Source organism: Agathobaculum massiliense, from assembly GCF_900291975.1.
In the GTDB taxonomy this organism is placed as follows: domain Bacteria; phylum Bacillota; class Clostridia; order Oscillospirales; family Butyricicoccaceae; genus Agathobaculum; species Agathobaculum ammoniilyticum.
In genome coordinates this window covers 110,919-129,772 of record NZ_OMPN01000001.1, presented here as the reverse complement: position 1 = coordinate 129,772, position 18,854 = coordinate 110,919, and the positions used below count along the sequence as shown (strand labels likewise).

Here is an 18,854-nt window from a genome sequence, read left to right as displayed (position 1 = left end):
CGTTGAAAGCATGTTGAGGCGCTCTGCTTGCAGGGCGCTTTTCTATTGCATATCCCTTTCCTCAGTATCCCTTAACGGTAGGTGATTCCCATGAAAAAGGCGCTCCGCCCCGCGTTTACGGTCACAATCCCAGTGCTGTGCGGCTATCTTTTTATCGGTTTCGCATTTGGCGTGATGTTGCGCGATGCCGGCTTTACCGCTCCCTGGGCGTTTCTGTCCAGCCTGACGATCTACGCCGGATCCGGACAATATCTTCTGGTTTCGCTCCTTGCAGCAAACTCGTCCCTTGTCACCGTCGCGGTGATGACGCTTCTGCTCAACTGCCGCCATATCTTTTACGGTCTTTCTTTTCTCGATACCTTCTACCAGATGGGGCGCGCCAAGTGGTACATGATCTTTTCCCTGACCGATGAAACCTATTCCCTGCTCTGTTCGCTGAAAACGCCGGACGGTGTCGACCCTGCTGCGATGCGCTTTTTGATCTCCGTGCTTGACCAAAGCTACTGGATCATCGGCTCGGTTATTGGCGCAATCATCGGCGGCGTGCTGCCGTTCGATACCACAGGCATTGATTTCGCGATGACCGCGCTCTTTACTGTGATTTTTGTCGAGCAGTGGAAAAGCAGCAAATGCCATATCCCTGCCTTTCTCGGGCTTGGCGCGGCCGCTGTATCGCTTACCTTGCTCGGTCCGGATAACTTTATCCTGCCCGCCATGATGGCCATCTGCGTCATGCTGGTCGCGCTACGCGGGAAGCTTACAGGGGAGGTGTCGGAATGACCCCGCAAAAAGCGTTTGCCATGATTGCCGTCGCCGCGCTCTGCACCTTTGCGACACGCGTCGCGCCGTTCCTGCTTTTTAATGGAAAAAAGCCCATCCCCCCGATCGTGCGCTATCTTGGCGAGACGCTCCCACCCGCTGTGATCGCTCTGTTGGTCATCTATTGCGTCAAAAGCGTGGACTGGCTTGCTGTGCCGCACGGTGCGCCGGAGCTGCTTTGTATCGCTGTCGTTGCGCTGCTGCACGTCTGGAAACGGAACAACCTGTTATCGATCGGCGTCGGCACCATTCTGTATATGTTTTTGGTGCAGGGTATATTTGTCTGATGCCCTGTCTATCCCTGACCGCATTGGTTTTCCAATGCGGTTTTTTTATTTCCCGACCAAGAATTTTGTGGTACAATAAAGCAAGCTGAAAAAGGAGTTATTTTATGCAGACTATTATTAATATGCTGGCGCATGAGCTGCGGCAGCCGGAATCATACGTTTCCAATGTCGTCAAACTGCTTGACGAGGGGAATACCGTCCCCTTTATCGCCCGCTACCGGAAAGAGCTGCACGGCGCGATGGACGACCAGATGATCCGCACGCTTGCTGACCGGCTCGGTTATCTGCGCAGCCTGGATGAAAAGCGTGCGGAAATCCGCGCATCGATCGAGTCGCAGGGCAAGCTGACCGAGACGCTTGACCACGCAATCGCAGAGGCACAGACCCTGGCCGCGCTCGACGACCTCTACCGCCCCTACCGCCCCAAGCGCCGCACCCGCGCCTCTGTTGCCCGCGAAAAGGGTCTGGAGCCTTTGGCTGCACAGCTTCTTGCCGCGCGCACGCCTTCCCCCGATCTGGACGCGCTTGCCGCGCCTTTCGTCGCTCCCGCCAAAGGCATCGAAACCGCTGTGGAAGCCTTGTCAGGCGCCTCGGACATCATTGCGGAGGATATCTCGGACGATGCGGATATCCGCGGCCGCCTGCGCCGCCTGATCCGCCAGACCGGTGTGATACAAACCGCCGGAACCGACGCGGAGGATACCGTCTATGCGATGTATCACGAATTTTCCGAGCCGGTCCGCCGGCTGCAAAGCCACCGTGTCCTTGCAATCAACCGCGGGGAAAAGGAGGGTAAGCTCAAGGTGGCCCTGACCGTGGACGACAGCCAGGCGCTGGTCGAGCTGAACCGCGCTGTCCTGCATCCCAAAAATCCGTTCTGCGCCATGCTGCGCACCACCTGTGAGGATAGCTGGAAACGGCTGCTGTTCCCCTCCTTGGAGCGCGAGCTGCGCAGCGAACTGACCGATACGGCAAACGAACAGGCGATCCATACCTTTGCGCTCAACCTGCGCCCCCTGCTTATGCAGCCGCCTGTGAAAAACCGTGTGACGCTCGGTTTCGACCCCGGCTACCGGAACGGCTGCAAGCTCGCCGTGGTGGATGGCACCGGCAAGGTGCTGGATACCGCTGTCATATACCCCACGCCGCCCTATCAAAAAGTGGACGAAGCGAAAAAAACGCTGCGCCGTTTGTGCGACGCGCACCATGTTACCTGCATCGCGATCGGCAACGGCACAGCCTCCAAGGAAAGCGAGCTATTGATTGCCGACTTTATTCGGGAATACGGCGGCGGCATCGAGTACATGGTCGTCTCTGAAGCCGGTGCCTCGGTTTATTCCGCGAGCAGGCTTGCGGCCGAGGAGTTTCCGGATTATGACGTCAACCTGCGTTCCGCCGTATCGATTGCCCGTCGTCTGCAGGATCCGCTGGCCGAACTGGTCAAAATCGACCCCAAAGCAATCGGTGTCGGGCAATACCAGCACGATATGCCGCAGGCACGCCTATCCGAGGCGCTGGATGGCGTGGTTGAGGACTGCGTCAACGCTGTCGGCGTGGATCTCAACACTGCTTCTTCCGCTTTGCTGTCGCGCGTTGCCGGCATTTCCGGTACCGTGGCGAAAAATATTACTGCCTATCGTGAGGAACACGGCTGTTTTGACAGCCGCAGGCAGCTATTGAAGGTAAAAGGGCTTGGCCCCAAGGCTTATGAGCAATGTGCGGGCTTTCTGCGCGTACCGGAAAGTGACAACCTGCTCGACCGGACCGCGGTCCATCCCGAATCCTACGCCGCGGCTGAAACGCTGCTTACCCTGTGCGGATACTCCGTTCAGGACGCTGCTTCCGGCAAGCTGGGAGAGCTTTCTGCACGCATAGAGAAACTGGGCCGAACCGATGCCGCACAGCGCTGCGGGGTTGGTGTGCCGACCCTGATGGATATTATTTCCGAGCTTCAGAAGCCCGGGCGCGATCCACGCGATGAGCTGCCGCCGCCGCTGCTCCGCTCGGATGTCCTCGATTTCAAGGACCTGAAGCCTGGTATGAAGCTCAAAGGAACGGTACGCAATGTGGCGGATTTCGGCGCGTTCGTGGATATCGGCGTCCATCAGGACGGTTTGGTGCATATCTCGCAAATCTGCAGCCGTTATATCAAGCACCCCTCCGAAGCGGTCACCGTCGGTGATATCGTGGATGTAGTCGTCCTGTCGGCTGATCCCAAAAGCCACCGCATCGCCCTTTCCATGAAGCAGGCCAAATAAACGGAAAACGGGGTACAGCAAAAGCTGTACCCCGTTTTTTATAATACCTTGGACAGGAAATCTTTCAGCCGAGGATGCTTCGGATTGGTGAAAAAAGCGTGCGGCTCGTTCTGCTCCACAATGTTTCCCCCATCCATAAACAGTACACGGGTGCCGACCTCGCGTGCGAATCCCATTTCGTGTGTAACCACAACCATGGTCATGCCATCGTCCGCAAGCTCTTTCATGATCTCCAGCACTTCACCGACCATTTCGGGATCCAGTGCGGAGGTAGGCTCGTCAAACAGCATCACATCCGGATTCATTGCCAGCGCGCGGGCGATTGCGATACGCTGCTGCTGCCCGCCGGACAGCTGAACCGGATAGCTGTCCGCCTTATCCGGCAGACCGACGCGCTCCAACAGTTGTATCGCACGCTTGTCCGCCTCATCCTCTGTCATGATCTTGAGCTTGACAGGTGCCAGCTTAATATTCTCACGCACGGTCAGATGAGGAAACAGGTTGAACTGCTGGAACACCATGCCCATCTTGCGGCGGATCAAATTGATATCGGTCACCTTGCTGGTGATATTCTGCCCTTCAAAAATGATATCGCCGCTGGTAGGCTCCTCCAGCAGGTTGAGGCAGCGCAGAAAAGTGGATTTGCCGGACCCCGACGGTCCGATAATAACGACCTTTTCTCCCTTTTCGATATGCTCGTTGACGCCCTTGAGCACCTGATGATCCCCAAAGGATTTGCACAGGTTTTTAACGTCGATCACTTGCACGCAGCCTCCTTTCCAAAATACCGAGCAGCTTGGTCAGAATCAGGACGATCACAAGATAAATGACCGCCAAGCTGACATACGGCACAAAGGGCTGATAAGTATTGGCAACGATATTCTGTGCCTGCTTGGTCACGTCGCGCAGCATAATGACCGAAACCAGCGAGGTATCCTTGAGCAGGGTAATCATCTCGTTGCCCAGCGCAGGCAGGATATTTTTAATGGCCTGCGGGATGATGATGTAGCGCATCGTTTTGCCGTAGTTCAGGCCAAGCGAGCGCCCCGCCTCCATTTGGCCGGCGCTGATCGACATCAGGCCGCTTCGCGCGATCTCCGCAACATAGGCGCCCGAGTTGATGCCCAGCGTCACAATACCGCATATCAGGCTGCCGAAGTCATCCTTCGGCACCATGATGACAAAACAACTGATTAAAAGCTGAACCATCATTGGAGTACCACGGATCACGGCCAGATATACCTTGCACAATACATTCAGCACGCCTAGCACCGGATTGTGCTTGCCCATCCGCTGGGAGTCGTGCGCCGTGCGGACCATGGCGACCAGCAGGCCGATGATGATACCCAAAATAAGCGCGCCGATCGTTACGATAAATGTGATACGCAGGCCTTGGGCAAACCAAGTCCAACGGTCTTGGTAAATAAAGGTCTGGTAGAGCTGGAACAGCAGCCTTTGCAGATTTTCCGGAAGCGAGAGAATCCAGTCAGGCGCGGTTTCCAGCCAGTTTGACAATGTGAGCGTTACCACAGCCTATCCCCTTTCTATTTCTCATAATCGAGCGAAAAGGGGCGGCGCGCGCCGTCCCCTTTCGTTCATAACCAAATCAATTACTCGCCATCTGCCGTGATGTATTTGTCGATGATGGACTGAAGCGTACCGTCGTCTTTCAGCTCCTGCATCGCCGCGTTTACCTGCTCCAGCAACTCTGTGTTGTCCTTGCTGATCGCCGCCGCGTAATCCTCGTTTGCGTATGCGGTATCCAAAATCTTGAGGCCCTCGTTAGCCGCTACATAATTCTTTGCCGGCTCCTGGTCAATAACCACACAGTCGATCTGGCCGTTGACCAAAGCGGCCACCGCAAGCGGACCGTTATCAAACTGCTTGACGTTCTCCTGACCATAATCATCGGTGCAGTACAGGTCGCCGGTCGTGCCGGTCTGCACGCCGATGGTCTTACCGGTCAGATCTACCGCAAGCGAGCCATCCTCCTGCTCTACCGGTGCGATATCCGAATTTTCCGGAACAATAACTACCTGTACGCCGGTTGCATAAGAATCAGTGAAGTTCACCTGATCCGCACGCTCCGGATCCACCGTCATACCAGCCAGAACAATATCAATCGTACCAGCCTGCAACGCCGGAATCAGCGATTCAAACGCCATATCGGTGATATCAAGCTCCATGCCGAGCTTCTCGGCAACCGCCGCAGCGATTTCCGCGTCAATGCCTGCAACCTCGCCGTTTTCATCGGTAAACTCATACGGCGGGAAGGTTGCGTTGGTACCCATGCGCAGCACGCCGCCATCCGCCGTATCCGTGCTGTCGGTCGCGGCCGCGTCCGTGTTGCTATCCTCATTCTGCTGGGTGTCGGTATTGCCGCCGCAGCCGCTCAACAGCAGAGAGCCGGCCAGCACCATGCTCAGCATTGCAATCGAAAATTTCTTCATTGCTTCTTTCTCCTCCTTATCTCGGCCGTTTGGGCGGCCGAACATTTCAGACAAGATATATTATACAGTGCCGCGTTTAAAAATGCAACACAAAAAACAGGGAAAACCGCTGAAAAACACCCGCTCTTTTTTATTATATCGTTCATGGTGACCAATCTCCGTACCGCGGCATAGTCTGACAGCGACAAAATCCTGTTTGGAGGTCCTAGTTATGCCGAGTATCTACTTATCTCCCTCAACCCAAGAATACAACCTTTATTATGATGGACATGGCAGCGAAGAGTATTATATGAACCAGATCGCGGATGCAATGGCACCCTACCTGACCGCTTCCGGCATTGAATTCACGCGCAACACTCCGGAAATGACAGCCGCCTCCTCCATCCGCGCGTCCAACGAGGGCAATTACGACGCGCATATCGCCCTACATTCCAACGCTGCGCCTGTCAATCTGTCTGGTCAGCTTCGCGGCACGGATGTTTATTATTATCCCGATTCCCTGCGCAGCGAAGAGATTGCTCAGACCATTGTTTCTGGCCTGAAAGCCCTCTATCCCAACCCCGACGATGTTACCGTCCGGCCGACCACCTCGCTCGGCGAGGTCACGCGCACCCGCGCCCCCTCCGTCCTGATCGAATTCGCCTACCACGACAATCCCATGGACGCGGAATGGATCCGCAATCATATCGATGAAATCGCCCGAAACGTCGTCCTTTCCCTGACAGAGTACTTTAAAATCCCCTTTGTCGAACCGCAACCGATCCAAACCGCCACTGTGGAGGTATCTTCCGGCAACCTGAACATCCGTTCCGCTCCCTCCCTTTCCGCACCTGTTATCGGCAAGGCGCCCAACGGCGCGCAGGTTTTTGTGCTTGGGCAATATGACGGGTGGTACGTTGTGCGCTACGATCAATACGAAGGGTATGTATCCGGCGACTATATTGTACTCAATTACTGAATCGGATTGTATAATTTGGTCAAAACAACCGATTATGTGTCCTTATTTATACTTGCGTTCCCACCGCATAAACAGTATAATAATACTGTTCGATGCGATTTAACGCAAGGAGGTACTTAAAGAGTGTATCAGATCTTAGAAAAAAAGACGCTGAATGCCAACACAAAGCTGATGGTAATAGAAGCGCCTCATGTCGCGCGCAAGGCGGAACCTGGTCAGTTCATCATCCTGCGTGTGACTGAGGACGGAGAGAGGATCCCGCTGACAATCGCGGAATATGACCGCGAAAAGGGTACGATCACGATTATTTTCCAGGAGGTCGGCGCGACGACAATGGCACTCGGCCAGTTGAACGTGGGCGACTGCCTGCACGATTTCGTCGGTCCCCTGGGCAAAGCGAGCGAGCTTGAGGGCTTGAAAAAAGTCGCCGTTGTCGGCGGCGGTCTGGGCTGCGCCATTGCCTACCCGCAGGCGAAAAAGCTGCATGAGATGGGCTGCGAGGTCGACCTGATCGCCGGCTTCCGCAACAAGGATATCATTATCCTCGAGGACGAGATGAAAGCCGCATCCACCAACCTTTATGTTGTCACGGACGACGGCTCGAACGGCCGCAAGGCGCTTGTCACCGAAGTTTTGAAAGAGTTGATCGAGGCGGGCAACCAGTACGACGCGGTCATCGCCATCGGGCCGATGATCATGATGAAGTTCGTAGCGGAAACCACCCGCCCCTATGGCATCAAGACCATTGTTTCTATGAACACGATCATGGTGGACGGCACGGGCATGTGCGGCGGCTGCCGCCTGACGGTTGGCGGAGAGACCAAGTTCGCCTGCGTGGATGGACCGGATTTTGACGGGCATCTGGTTGACTTCGACGGTTCGATGCGCCGCAGCGCGATGTACAAGGCGCAGGAAAAGGCGTCTGTCGAGCGTCACGAGTGTAATCTGATGAAGCAGGAGGTCAAGTGAGATGCCGAACATGAATCCGAAAAAAATGCCCATGCCGGAGCAGGACCCCAACGTCCGCAACAAGAACTTTGATGAGGTCACGCTCGGCTACACACCGGAAATGGCGGTCGAGGAAGCGCAGCGTTGCCTGAACTGCAAGCATAAGCCCTGTATCTCGGGCTGTCCAGTGCAGGTAAAGATCCCTGAATTTATCGCGCTTGTCGCCGAGAGCAAATTCCTCGAAGCTGCGGCCAAAATCAAGGAAACCTCTGCGCTGCCCGCTGTCTGCGGCCGCGTGTGCCCGCAGGAAACACAGTGCGAGCAGAAATGCGTACGCGGCATTAAGGGTGAGCCGGTCGCGATCGGCCGCCTGGAGCGCTTTGTCGCGGATTATGCGCGCGAGCACGGTGAAGAAAAACCCGTCCAGCCTGCGGCGAATGGCCACAAGTGTGCGATTGTGGGCGCCGGCCCTGCCGGTCTGACCTGCGCGGGTGATTTGGCGCGCATGGGCTACCAAGTAACTGTTTTTGAAGCGCTGCATACCGCCGGCGGCGTGCTGATGTACGGTATACCGGAATTCCGTCTCCCCAAGGCGATCGTCCAGAAGGAGATCGACACGCTGAAAGACCTTGGCGTCGAATTTGTACTTAATTTTGTCGTCGGCCGTTCGGAAACCATTGACGAACTGTTTGCGGACGGTTATGAGGCGATTTTCGTTGGCTCGGGTGCGGGCCTGCCGACCTTTATCGGCGTGCCGGGTGAAAACGCAAACGGCGTGTACTCGGCAAACGAATACCTGACCCGTATCAATCTGATGAAGGCCTACCGCGACGGTGCGGATACGCCGATTCTGCACGCGCACAAGGTAGCGGTTGTCGGCGGCGGAAACGTGGCGATGGACGCGGCGCGCTGCGCCAAGCGCATGGGCGCGGAGGAGGTCTACATTGTTTACCGCCGTTCGGAAAAGGAACTCCCCGCCCGTCTGGAGGAGATCCATCACGCCAAGGAAGAGGGCATTATCTTCAAGTTCCTGACCGCGCCGCTGGAAATCACCGCGGACGAGAATTACAATGTAACCGGCATGAAGTGCCAGCAGATGGAGTTGGGCGAGCCGGATGAATCCGGCCGGCGCCGTCCGGTGCCGGTGCCGGGCAGCGAATTCACCCTCGATCTGGACTGCGTGATTGCGGCAATCGGCACAAGCCCCAACCCGCTCATCCGTACGACCACCCCTGGACTGGACACAAACCGCAAGGGTTGCATCGTAGCGGATGAGGAACACGGCATCACCTCCAAGGACGGAGTTTTTGCCGGCGGCGATGCCGTCACCGGCGCAGCCACCGTTATCCTCGCTATGGGCGCGGGCAAGCGCGCCGCTGCTGCGATGGATGAATACATTAAAAACAAAAAATAACTGCCTATTGAAAAAGGACCTGCATACATGCAGGTCCTTTTGTTTTTCCTCACCGGTTTTCTCCACTGCTTCAGTTTGGCGCGGGCAACTGGTTATTTCTCACGATCCCCAGATGCAGTTCTCCCGCACGCAGAGTGACCGACTCGCCCAACAGGGAAAAGAATTCCGCAGGCGCCCAGCTAACGCCATCCACCTCGTAGGGCGCTGCGCCAAGCGCCATGGCCACGCCCATGCGGAAATCCGCGGCATATTGGTCCTTTCCCAATACCAACAGCGTTTCCCGCTCCCCTTTTTTCAGAGATATGCTTTCGTTTTCGCCATTCCAGACCACCGTATAGCCTAACGCCTCTGCCGCCGTACGCACGGGTACCATCAAGATACCTTGCTCCACGCGCCCATCGAGTGGAAGTACCATGTCCCCTTCCACGACGATCGCAAAACGGCTGCCCTGCTGCGCGGGGATGACAATACGCGTTGCAACCGCCTGCCCCGGCTCGGACAACGCCACCTGATCGTACCAAGCGAAAAACCGTGTCCCCATATGGATATCATCTGCTGAAGCGATATTTTTTGTGCCTAACGGCCGAATATCCGTATCTTTCTGCACGGTAAGCAGCAACTCTCCATTATCCGTCAGGATGGTAACGCTCCCATCCTCCTCCGCGGGATGCTGGATGGCTTCCGCAGTGAGCAGGCGCGCCGGCGCATGTCCATCCTCCAGGTTGACCAGAACCGCCGCCGCGTCGGTCTGCGGCGGTTCAGTTTCCATCACATAGTCCGCATAATAGACGAATACCTTGTCGCCCGCTGCGATATCGGTTTCCGAAACCGGAGTACCTGTTTGGGTGTCCATGAGCAAGGTGTTGGAAAAGCGCATCACCAACCGGTCATACATATCGGTTTTGACCGTCATGACCGACTCCATGCCGGATTTGACCTGCATTTCAAGAACGGTCGCATACTCTCCTGCCGGCGATTGCTGCAGCGCAGGCAGCTGCTTGTTTGGCACGCTCACCTCCTCCACACCCATAGCCCCTGCTGAAAACGAGCCGACATACAGCAGCGCGGCCGCCAGCATACTGGACAAAAACTTCCTTTTCATGCATATCCCTCCTTTTCTATTTGGACGACGCCCCGTTCTCTTTTGTTCCCTTTACACGGCCGCCCTGTTATTTTACCAAGGGGTATTGCTCCAAGTTTGCCGGCGCGGAAACCGTGACCTGATTGTCAACTCCCTGCAGCGTCATGCGACTCTCCACCTGGCCGGATATGCCGTCTGCCGCAAAGCCAAACCGGACCTCCTGCGCCTGAATCAAACCATCCGAGGCTTCCTGCACGACAGTAAACCCTTCGATTTCCAGATCGCCCAGCGCCCCCACTGCCGACTGCGCAGCTTCCAGCACACTGTCCAACCGCGCCAGCCCCGCCTGATTATATCCAATGGTATAACTTTGGCCGGATACCGAAACCGAATCGATCAATGCCACAGGGACGCGCGCATAACCTTCAAACGCGAGCTGCATCTGCCCATTGGTCAAAGCGCGCCGCGATTTTGTCCCGTCCTGCCGCAAATAGCGAAAGCCATTTGCCGTATAACTTTCGGCAGTAAATGTTTTTTCTCCGGCCTGCTCCGCAGACAGGGTGACTGTGCGGTCTGTAAGCATCGCCGGCGCGCCCAAATCGATTGCTGTCTGCTCCTCGCAGGTCATTACAAAGGTACCCGCATCCACGCGCAGCTCCTGACCGACGGACAACGCCGTCAATCCATCCATTTTACTGGTCGCATCCAGATAACGGTTATAGGCCTGGAATAATTCCTGATACGGCGCAGCAGCCGGCTCCTCTACCGCGCCGGCTGCTGCCAGCCGCGCCAGCAGCGTGTCATCCGTACCCTTCGGAGATATCGAAAGCGCCGTATAGCTTGCCGCCACAACATGGTCGCGCAGGAAATCCGCTTCATTTACAGTTGCCGGATCGTACAGCCCGATCCGACTGGCAAAGCGGGATGAATCCGCGTAAACAAAATCCCCATCTGCTTCTGTATAGCCCAGCGCGCGCAGCAAAAACGCCGCGTACATTTGCGCGGTACATTGTTCCTCTGGTTCGAATGTCGTTTCGGTCGCGCCGGTCGTCAGACCGTTTTCATACAGATACTGCACATAGGGCTTTTCCCACTCCTGCAGGTCGGTAAACGGCGCGTCATACGCCAGCCGGCCGGCCTCTTCCTCTTTCCCCAGCAGCCGGACCAGCATCGCGGCCGCTTCAGCGCGGGTCGGCGCGCGGTCCAGTTCATATCCCTGCTCGGTTCCTCTGAACAGGCCCATATCGTCCAAATGCTCCGCACATTCGGTAAAATCCGCGGCAAACGCCGAAACCGTCAGGGCTGCGGCCAACGCCGCGCCCGCGCAAAGCATACGCGTCCATTTATTCATTCACATTGTCTCCCATCGTTTCAATATTCCAAATTTGTGATGATTTGTTTTTTAATTATAGCACAGCTTCGCATGTTTTCCAAGGGAAAGCGGGCATACTATGCGGGAAACGGAAAGGAAGTGCTCTTCAATGACTAGTATACAAAAATGTGGCGTGATCGGCGTCGGTTTTGTCGGTGCGACCAGCGCGTTTACATTGTCCACCTCCGGCCTTTTCTCTGAAGTCGTACTTGTCGATATGAACCGCAAAAAGGCGGAAGGCGAGGCTGCGGATATCAACCACGGCATTTCCTTTGCAAAGCCGTGCTTTGTCCGTGCCGGCGACTACGGCGACCTTGCGGAGTGCGGGCTTGTCGTCATCGCCGCGGGCGCAAACCAGAAGCCGGGCGAGACGCGTATCGAGCTGCTCGGCCGGAACCGTGTCATCATGTCCTCGATCATCGAACATCTGATGGCGGTCAACCAGTCCGCCGTACTGCTGATCGTGTCCAATCCGGTCGATGTGCTGACCTATATGGCACAGAAGATGTCCGGCCTGCCCGCCGGTCAGGTCATCGGTTCAGGAACCGTTCTTGATACCGCGCGGCTCAAATACCTGGTCGGCCAGCACCTCAATGTGGACAGCCGCAACGTCCATGCCTTTATCATCGGCGAGCACGGCGACAGCGAGCTTGCCGTTTGGTCAAGCGCAAATATCTCGGGCGTCGATCTCGCGGATTACTGCCGCATCACCGGAAAGGACGATTCATTCGGGGCGATGCAGCGCATCTACGAAAATGTACGTGACGCCGCCTATTCTATTATCGAGGGCAAGGGCGCGACTTACTACGGCATCGGTATGGCGGTCCGGCGCATCGCGGAGGCAATTGTACGAGACGAACACTCGGTTCTCCCTGTATCCTCCATGATTTCCGGCCATTACGGTGTGGATGGCATTTGCCTCGGCCTGCCCGCCGTTGTGGGCAGGAACGGCGCAGAATCCGTGCTCGACATCCCGTTGTCGCAGGATGAACTGTTCCAGCTCCAGTCCTCCGCGCAAAAAATGAAAGAGCTGATCGACGAGCTGGGCGATTAAAAAAGCGGAACGGCTTTTGCCGTTCCGCCTTTTATTTCACACTGTTTCTGTTATGCAGCAGCCTCATCCGCGCCACCGATCAGGTCAGTGTAGCTGTCCAGATCGCTCGGAAGCGTGATCGTTACATTTCCAATCGAGTTGATGTCGCACTTCATGTTCATATCCATGGTCATGGTCTGACCCTCAACCGTCATGGTCATCTTCATGTTCATATCCATGCCGCTGATCTTACCATTGGAAACTGTCGCCTTGGAGATGACCTCGCCGATATCGATCGCTACGCCTTCTGCCGCAGTGTCAATATTCATGGAATCCAGAACAGAATTCACCAGGCCGCTCATGCCAGCCGAAGAATAGGTCACCGTCATTGTGCTGCCGGACTTCGTGATCGACTCGATCAGGCAGATCGGCTCGCTGTTCTGAAGGTCCGTCAGATCGCCCATCTGGGACATCGCATCCTCCATGGACATCTCCATCTTAACCTTCTGATCGCCCATATTCATGTAGTAAACGCCATCCGTGTAGTAGTACTCCATCGGCATTTCAAACGATGTATCCGCACCCTCTTCCACTAGGGATTCATCGATTGTCACTTCTATCGTACCCGTAACGGCCATCTTGGACTGATCCAGGCTCTCCATATCCATGTCCGCCTTAATTTCCATCGGCATGGACAGGCTCATGACCTGCTGATCGCCCAGCGCAACGCTGGCGGAAACATCAGCGGAAACGTCCATCTTGGTCGCGTCGCCCATAGCGGCGGTCGCTTCCACATAGGCATCATAATTGTCAAAGAACGCCAGCAGGCTTTCCGCCTTGGCTTCGTCTACGGCACCATCCGCCACCAGCTTCTCCAGCAGTTTGGTCTCGGTCGCGCCCTTCACGTCGGTGTTCAGCGCAGTCAGGCTCATCGCCGCCACATGGTCGCGCAGGAACGCGCTCTCATTGCAGTTGGCATAGTCGACCAGGCCGATGGTCTCGCCGAAATCAATCGCCGCGTCATAGGTGAAATCGCCCTCTGCCGCATCGCTGTAACCGAGCGCGCGGAGCAGGAACGTCGTGTACATCTGCGCGGAGCAGGCCTCTTCCGGCTCAAAGGTCGTTTCGGTCGCGCCATTGGTCAGCTTATTATCATACAGATACTGGACGTACGGCTTCTGCCAGTCATCCAGATCGGTAAACGGAGCCTCATAAGTAAGCTCTTTCGCTTCCGCTTCCTTACCGAGCAGACGTACCAGCATGGTTGCAGCCTCGCCGCGGGTCGGTGCGCGGTCAAGCTCATACCCGTCCTCCGTACCCTGAAACAGTCCCAAATCCTTGAGCTGATCAGCGCAATTATCATAGCTTGCAGCACCTGCGGTTACCGCAAGGCCCGCCGCTACCAGCACGGATGCCAGCACAATCCTTAATTTTGTTTTCATCCTGCCTCCTTTTACTACAGCAGCTTGACTGCTGTTTGATTTATTTTACCATTACATTTAGATAATGTAAACAATTTTCTATTTCTTTTTTTCGCATTTACGCAATCTTAATATGTACCTCCTGCTTTTATGGAAAAGTTGCTTGACAGGGTTCATCTTCCATGCTATTTTGTATATATAATATATGTACAATATGGCACTTGACAAGGCAAATGCCTCATTGTACAATTGTATCATTTCAATAATATAGTTAGGAGAGGACCGCTTATGAAAGCAAAACAAATCCTTGCATCCGCCCTGGCAGCCGCCGCTCTGCTGGCCTCGCTTCCCGCCGCGCTCGCGGCAGACAGCGAGATTCCCGCTGCCCGTGGTGAAGTCTGCGCCGCGCTCATCGCCGCGGCGGACGACTACAACCCCGGCGTGACCGCTGCGGATGTGATGCACGGCGACCCAGACGGAAACCTGCGGGAAAACGCCCCCGTCACCCGCGCCGAGGCGCTCGTCATGCTGCAGCGCGCGTTCGGCGGCCTGCCCGCCCCGCAGGGCGACAACGCCCGCAAGGGTTATCCGGCGTCCAACTTCACCGACGTCCCCGCCTGGGCGAAGGAGGAGCTGGCGGACGTGTTCGCCGCCGGTATTGTTGCCGGCACCTCGTCCACAACCTTTTCGCCGGATGAGAACGTCACCATGGAACAACTCGACAAGTTCATCCACCGTACCTATACCCTGTTCGGCTCCAACCTGAAGGACGATTTCTATGCTTCGGTCAACAAGGATTGGCTCGACAGCTCGGTCATTCCGGCAGGCCAGTCCTCCACGGGCACGCTGTATGAAAAGATGTACGACACCGAGCCGCTCAACAATCTGATTGAGCGCACGGTTGCGAACCCCGTGGGCGAGGACGCGCAGCGCATCGCCGCGCTGTATACCAATATCCTCGATTGGGACGCGCGCAATATGGCGGGCATCGAGCCGATCCGTCCCTATCTGGAAGCAGCCGAAGCCGCGCAGAGCGTAGACGAGGTGATGGAGGTCAAAAAGCAACTCGCAGAGGAGCTGGCGGGCAACGCGCTGGTCGGCTTCACGCTTTCGGCGGACGCGAAGGACTCCACCCGCTATACGGTCGGCTTTTCCGCCTTCTCCCCCTCGCTGAGCAAGGATACATATGCCAATGGCGGGAGCCAGAAGGACGCGTACCTGACCTATATCCAAACGCTGTTTGAAATCGGCGGCGCAGACGAAGCGAGCGCTGCGGCGGACGCGCAGCGCGTTTGGGAAATGGAAAAGGAACTGTCCACACACGCGCTCGACCGGCAGGACTACGGCAATGTGGACAAGACCTACAACGTCTACACCATGGATGAACTGAAGTCGCTCTATCCCACGCTCGACCTGGACGATATCTACGCGCAATCCGGCCTGGCCCGCTCGGACGACCAGATCGTCGTTTCCGACATCGGCCTGCTTGAAGCCTCGCCCAAATATTTCACCGAGGAGCACCTGACCGACCTGAAAGCCTATCTGCGCCTGACCATCCTTGCAGGCTACGGCGGCATGCTCAGCCAGGATTTCCAGGATGCCTCCGACGCCTATCAGGAAGCTTTCCTCGGCATCTCCGGCACGCTGAGCGACGAAGCCCTGGCCACCCAGCTTGTCCAGCAGTATTTGTCCGACGAGCTGGGCCGCCTGTACGCTGCGGAATACTTCTCCGAGGAAGCCAAGGCCGATGTGGAGGATATGGTATACGACTTCATTGACATCTACGAGAGCCGCATCCGCTCGCTCGACTGGATGAGCGACGCGAGCAAGGCGAAAGCAATCGAAAAGCTGGACGCGCTGGGCGTCAAGGTCGGCTATCCGGATGAAGGCAAGTGGAATGACTATTTCAAGGGCGTGACGCTCAAAACCGCGGACGAGGGCGGCAGCTACTTTGACAATATCATCACCCTGCTGAAAGCGCAGCAGCAGATGCTGATCAAGTGGCAGGGCCAGCCGGTCAACAAGGGCCTGTGGCCGATGGCGGCTTATACGGTCAACGCCTGCTATGTACCCTCCAGCAATGAAATCGTATTTCCTGCGGGCATCCTGCAAGCTCCGCTGTATGACGTGAACGCCTCGCGTGAGGAGAACCTCGGCGGCATCGGCTACATCATCGCGCACGAGATTACGCACGCCTTTGACAACAATGGAGCCAAGTACGACAAGAACGGCAACGCCGCCGACTGGTGGACGGCGGAGGACTACGCCGCTTTCCAACAGCTCTGCGATGAAGTGACCGCTTTCTATGACGGCGTGGAAGCCGCGCCCGGCATCACCTGTAGCGGCGCGCTCACCCTTTCGGAGAACATCGCCGATCTCGGCGCGGCGCAGTGCATACTGGAAGCCGTCCAGCGCGAAACCAATCCCGATCTGAAAGCTATGTTCCGCGCCATGGCGAACACCTGGTGCTCTACCATGCCGCGCGAGACCGCTGCGTATTATACGACAGTCGACGTACACGCACCGGATAAGCTGCGCGCCAACCGCGTGCTGCAAACGCTTGACGCATTCTACACCACTTTCGGTATCACCGAGGGCGACGGTATGTGGATTGCGCCCGAGGACCGAGTGGCGATCTGGTAAAAAAAATCCCTACTAATATGTACAAAGAAATTCGAAAGGGTCCGTATCAAAGCGATACGGACCCTTTTTGACTCCTTTTCAACACTATTTGATTTTACCCTCCGCAATCCCGCGTTCCCTGATACGGGCGCGGACATCCGTCCGCAGCAGAGTATATATGACGGAGAATACCGGAATGGCAAACAAAATGCCCAGCACACCGCCCAGACTCGCGCCCAGCGTTACCGCCGCCAGCACCCAGATGGAGGGAAGGCCCACCGAGCTGCCCACCACACGGGGATAAATTACGTTCCCCTCGATCTGCTGCAGCACCAAAAACAGAACGATAAACCACAGCGCCTTTATCGGGCTGACAATCAAAATCAGAAAAGCGCCGACAATACAGCCAATAAACGCGCCGAAAATCGGAATTAACGCCGTAATGCCGATCAGGACCGCGATAACCAAAGCATAAGGCATCTGGAAAACCGACATGCTGACGAAAAACATCATTCCCAAGATGAAGGCTTCCAGGCACTGGCCGGACAGGAAGCTGTTAAAGGAAGATGAGGTCAGACCGCAGACCATGAGGAAACGGTCAACCTGTTTTTCTGGCAGGAACGCATAAAACAGGCGTCGGAACTGCCGCCCAAGATTTTCCTTCTGCAGCAAAATATATATGGCGAAAACAATGCCGATGATGGCGTTGGCAAAGCCGCTGACCACCGAGGTCGCAATGCTGACTGTATTGCTCAGGATATTCCCGTTCCGGAAAAATTCCATCAGCATGGAACCGATTGCCTTCCAGTCCACATTAAGGAAGCTGTCCTTAATTGAAGCAATTTCGCTTTCAAACATCGGCAAAAGCGCGGTTGCTTCGTCCAAAAGCTGCGGGATGCGCACGCGGGCATAGGACATTTCTCTGCAGATCGCAGAAAAGGACTGATACAGCTCCGGCACGATCAGGAACAGCATAATGGCAATCACGCCGCCAACCACAACAAGCGTAAGGATCAGGCTGAAAATGCGCTTCGCCTTGCCGGCCCTTTTCCCTTTCGCCGGTTTAAGGCGGGAAAACAGCTTGGTTTCAAAAAAGCGCATCGGCACATTCAGCACAAACGCAATACAGCCGCCGATCACAAACGGCGCCATAAGTCCGAACAGATAGCGCAACGCATCGGCAAACAGCTTTGTGTTCTGCAGTCCGGCATAGAGGAGCACCGTAAATAGGATCAGCCCCATGATTTTCAGGATATTGTCTCTATTCAAATTCAACGCCTTGAACCCCTCTTGCACAATATAAGTATCTCTATATAAGCACTATCCTTTGATGAAGTCAAGACTATTGCCGCAAAATTTACTTTATTTTAAGAGATTCCCGTCTTGGCGCCGATTCACAGCTTTCCCGGGAACAGTGTTCCCGAAACGCCTCCTCTGATGATTTCATAGATCGCGTCCGGATGCCTGCCATTGGCAATGATTGTATCGATCCCCTGGGAGACTGCCAGCTCCGCAGCCTTTAATTTGGTGCGCATCCCTCCTGTCCCCCGCCGCGAGCCTGCGCCGCCTGCTAGTGCATATTTGCTTTCGTCTATGCATTCTACCCGGCTGAGCAGCTTTGCGTTTGGATGGAGACGGGGATCGCTGTCGTACAATCCGTCGATATCCGAGAGGATAACCAGCTTTCCAGCCCGACATAGGACTGCGACAATGGCGGAAAGCATATCGTTGTCTCCGAACAGCTTTTCGTCCGACTCTATTTCCGTATAGCTGACCGAATCATTTTCATTGACGACCGGAATGATTCCCAGCTCAAGCAGGGTATCAAAGGTATGGATCAGGTTTTCCTTTTTCTCCTCCTGCTCCATATCGTCCGCATTCAGCAAAATCTGGGCAATCGTTTTATCGTAATCCCCAAAAAATTTATCGTACAGGAACATGATGCTGCACTGTCCTACCGCTGCGGCGGCCTGCTTGTGCCGCATGCTCTCTGCGGCCTGCAGGTTGAGCTTATTTTTCCCTACCGCAATCGCGCCGGAAGAAACCAGTATGACCTCATACCCCATATTCTGCACGCCGGAAAGCACGCAGGCCAGCCGGTCAAAGGATCGGAAGTCGCTTTTTCCCCATTCGTTCGTCAGCGTCGATGTCCCTACCTTTATAACAATCCGGTTCTGATATAATCCCATTT

At 55.7% G+C, this 18,854-nt stretch carries 16 protein-coding genes; 8 read left to right on the top strand and 8 right to left on the bottom strand.

What is annotated here, in order from left to right; translation table 11 throughout:
• Positions 1-90: 90 nt before the first annotated feature.
• From DBQ51_RS00610 to DBQ51_RS00600, 3 genes are all read left to right on the top strand, one after another.
• Complete coding sequence (locus tag DBQ51_RS00610; protein ID WP_107630456.1) at positions 91-780, top strand: AzlC family ABC transporter permease; 690 nt, start codon at positions 91-93, stop codon at positions 778-780.
• Positions 777-1,106, top strand: a complete 330-nt coding sequence (locus DBQ51_RS00605; RefSeq protein ID WP_107630455.1) for a branched-chain amino acid transporter permease — start codon at positions 777-779, stop codon at positions 1,104-1,106. The genes DBQ51_RS00610 and DBQ51_RS00605 overlap by 4 nt, the downstream gene beginning before the upstream one ends.
• Before the next feature lie 104 nt (positions 1,107-1,210).
• Entirely contained in the window at positions 1,211-3,364 is a 2,154-nt protein-coding gene (locus DBQ51_RS00600) for a Tex family protein (RefSeq protein ID WP_107630454.1), read from the top strand.
• A gap of 38 nt (positions 3,365-3,402) precedes the next feature.
• Here the strand turns inward: DBQ51_RS00600 and DBQ51_RS00595 are convergent, their stop codons facing one another.
• The 3 genes from DBQ51_RS00595 to DBQ51_RS00585 all read right to left on the bottom strand — a co-directional run bounded on the left by DBQ51_RS00595 (position 3,403) and on the right by DBQ51_RS00585 (position 5,814).
• Positions 3,403-4,125 (bottom strand): amino acid ABC transporter ATP-binding protein, encoded by a 723-nt coding sequence (locus tag DBQ51_RS00595; protein WP_107630453.1) that lies wholly within the window; start codon positions 4,123-4,125, stop codon positions 3,403-3,405.
• Positions 4,112-4,894 carry an amino acid ABC transporter permease gene (locus DBQ51_RS00590; protein WP_107630452.1) on the bottom strand — a complete coding sequence of 261 codons (783 nt, stop codon included), beginning with the start codon at positions 4,892-4,894 and terminating at the stop codon, positions 4,112-4,114. Before DBQ51_RS00590 ends, DBQ51_RS00595 begins: the two co-directional genes overlap by 14 nt.
• Positions 4,895-4,974: 80 nt before the next feature.
• Positions 4,975-5,814 carry a basic amino acid ABC transporter substrate-binding protein gene (locus DBQ51_RS00585; protein ID WP_054325896.1) on the bottom strand — a complete coding sequence of 280 codons (840 nt, stop codon included), beginning with the start codon at positions 5,812-5,814 and terminating at the stop codon, positions 4,975-4,977.
• A gap of 211 nt (positions 5,815-6,025) precedes the next feature.
• Here DBQ51_RS00585 and DBQ51_RS00580 point away from each other — a divergent pair, with 211 nt between their 5' ends.
• The 3 genes from DBQ51_RS00580 to gltA all read left to right on the top strand — a co-directional run bounded on the left by DBQ51_RS00580 (position 6,026) and on the right by gltA (position 9,134).
• Positions 6,026-6,772, top strand: a complete 747-nt coding sequence (locus DBQ51_RS00580; RefSeq protein ID WP_054325895.1) for an SH3 domain-containing protein — start codon at positions 6,026-6,028, stop codon at positions 6,770-6,772.
• 123 nt (positions 6,773-6,895) lie between these two features.
• Complete coding sequence (locus DBQ51_RS00575) at positions 6,896-7,741, top strand: sulfide/dihydroorotate dehydrogenase-like FAD/NAD-binding protein (protein WP_107630451.1); 846 nt, start codon at positions 6,896-6,898, stop codon at positions 7,739-7,741.
• A 1-nt stretch (position 7,742) separates the two neighbouring features.
• The gene (gene gltA, locus DBQ51_RS00570; RefSeq protein WP_107630450.1) at positions 7,743-9,134 is read left to right on the top strand and encodes an NADPH-dependent glutamate synthase; all 1,392 of its coding nucleotides are present in this window, start codon (positions 7,743-7,745) and stop codon (positions 9,132-9,134) included.
• Positions 9,135-9,204: 70 nt separating this feature from the next.
• On the opposite strand, the gene DBQ51_RS00565 is transcribed toward gltA, so the two are convergent.
• Together DBQ51_RS00565 and DBQ51_RS00560 are read right to left on the bottom strand one after the other, a co-directional pair.
• Positions 9,205-10,236 (bottom strand): copper amine oxidase N-terminal domain-containing protein, encoded by a 1,032-nt coding sequence (locus tag DBQ51_RS00565; RefSeq protein ID WP_107630449.1) that lies wholly within the window; start codon positions 10,234-10,236, stop codon positions 9,205-9,207.
• 67 nt (positions 10,237-10,303) lie between these two features.
• Positions 10,304-11,566 (bottom strand): S-layer homology domain-containing protein, encoded by a 1,263-nt coding sequence (locus DBQ51_RS00560; protein WP_107630448.1) that lies wholly within the window; start codon positions 11,564-11,566, stop codon positions 10,304-10,306.
• Between the two features lie 130 nt (positions 11,567-11,696).
• On the opposite strand from DBQ51_RS00560, the gene DBQ51_RS00555 reads away from it, so the two are divergent.
• Positions 11,697-12,641: an L-lactate dehydrogenase gene (locus tag DBQ51_RS00555; protein WP_107630447.1), complete on the top strand. Its 945-nt coding sequence runs from the start codon at positions 11,697-11,699 to the stop codon at positions 12,639-12,641.
• 50 nt (positions 12,642-12,691) lie between these two features.
• On the opposite strand, the gene DBQ51_RS00550 is transcribed toward DBQ51_RS00555, so the two are convergent.
• On the bottom strand, positions 12,692-14,062 hold the full coding sequence (locus DBQ51_RS00550; protein WP_107630446.1) for an S-layer homology domain-containing protein: 1,371 nt from the start codon (positions 14,060-14,062) through the stop codon (positions 12,692-12,694).
• Between the two features lie 267 nt (positions 14,063-14,329).
• Here DBQ51_RS00550 and DBQ51_RS00545 point away from each other — a divergent pair, with 267 nt between their 5' ends.
• On the top strand, positions 14,330-16,684 hold the full coding sequence (locus tag DBQ51_RS00545; protein ID WP_107630445.1) for a M13-type metalloendopeptidase: 2,355 nt from the start codon (positions 14,330-14,332) through the stop codon (positions 16,682-16,684).
• Positions 16,685-16,768: 84 nt separating this feature from the next.
• Here the strand turns inward: DBQ51_RS00545 and DBQ51_RS00540 are convergent, their stop codons facing one another.
• Both DBQ51_RS00540 and proB read right to left on the bottom strand, forming a co-directional pair.
• The gene (locus DBQ51_RS00540) at positions 16,769-17,938 is read right to left on the bottom strand and encodes an AI-2E family transporter (RefSeq protein ID WP_107630444.1); all 1,170 of its coding nucleotides are present in this window, start codon (positions 17,936-17,938) and stop codon (positions 16,769-16,771) included.
• Between the two features lie 119 nt (positions 17,939-18,057).
• A complete protein-coding gene (proB, locus tag DBQ51_RS00535) occupies positions 18,058-18,852 on the bottom strand; it encodes a glutamate 5-kinase (RefSeq protein WP_107630443.1) in 795 nt (264 codons plus the stop codon).
• Positions 18,853-18,854 lie beyond the last annotated feature (2 nt).

Bases quoted from the DNA above. Each gene is read 5' to 3' on its own strand.
- DBQ51_RS00610 (WP_107630456.1), top strand. From the start codon at position 91: ATGAAAAAGGCGCTCCGCCCCGCGTTTACGGTCACAATCCCAGTGCTG.
- DBQ51_RS00605 (WP_107630455.1), top strand. From the start codon at position 777: ATGACCCCGCAAAAAGCGTTTGCCATGATTGCCGTCGCCGCGCTCTGC.
- DBQ51_RS00600 (WP_107630454.1), top strand. From the start codon at position 1,211: ATGCAGACTATTATTAATATGCTGGCGCATGAGCTGCGGCAGCCGGAA.
- DBQ51_RS00585 (WP_054325896.1), bottom strand. From the start codon at position 5,814: ATGAAGAAATTTTCGATTGCAATGCTGAGCATGGTGCTGGCCGGCTCT.
- DBQ51_RS00580 (WP_054325895.1), top strand. From the start codon at position 6,026: ATGCCGAGTATCTACTTATCTCCCTCAACCCAAGAATACAACCTTTAT.
- gltA (WP_107630450.1), top strand. From the start codon at position 7,743: ATGCCGAACATGAATCCGAAAAAAATGCCCATGCCGGAGCAGGACCCC.
- DBQ51_RS00565 (WP_107630449.1), bottom strand. From the start codon at position 10,236: ATGAAAAGGAAGTTTTTGTCCAGTATGCTGGCGGCCGCGCTGCTGTAT.
- DBQ51_RS00560 (WP_107630448.1), bottom strand. From the start codon at position 11,566: ATGAATAAATGGACGCGTATGCTTTGCGCGGGCGCGGCGTTGGCCGCA.
- DBQ51_RS00555 (WP_107630447.1), top strand. From the start codon at position 11,697: ATGACTAGTATACAAAAATGTGGCGTGATCGGCGTCGGTTTTGTCGGT.
- DBQ51_RS00550 (WP_107630446.1), bottom strand. From the start codon at position 14,062: ATGAAAACAAAATTAAGGATTGTGCTGGCATCCGTGCTGGTAGCGGCG.
- DBQ51_RS00545 (WP_107630445.1), top strand. From the start codon at position 14,330: ATGAAAGCAAAACAAATCCTTGCATCCGCCCTGGCAGCCGCCGCTCTG.
- proB (WP_107630443.1), bottom strand. From the start codon at position 18,852: ATGGGATTATATCAGAACCGGATTGTTATAAAGGTAGGGACATCGACG.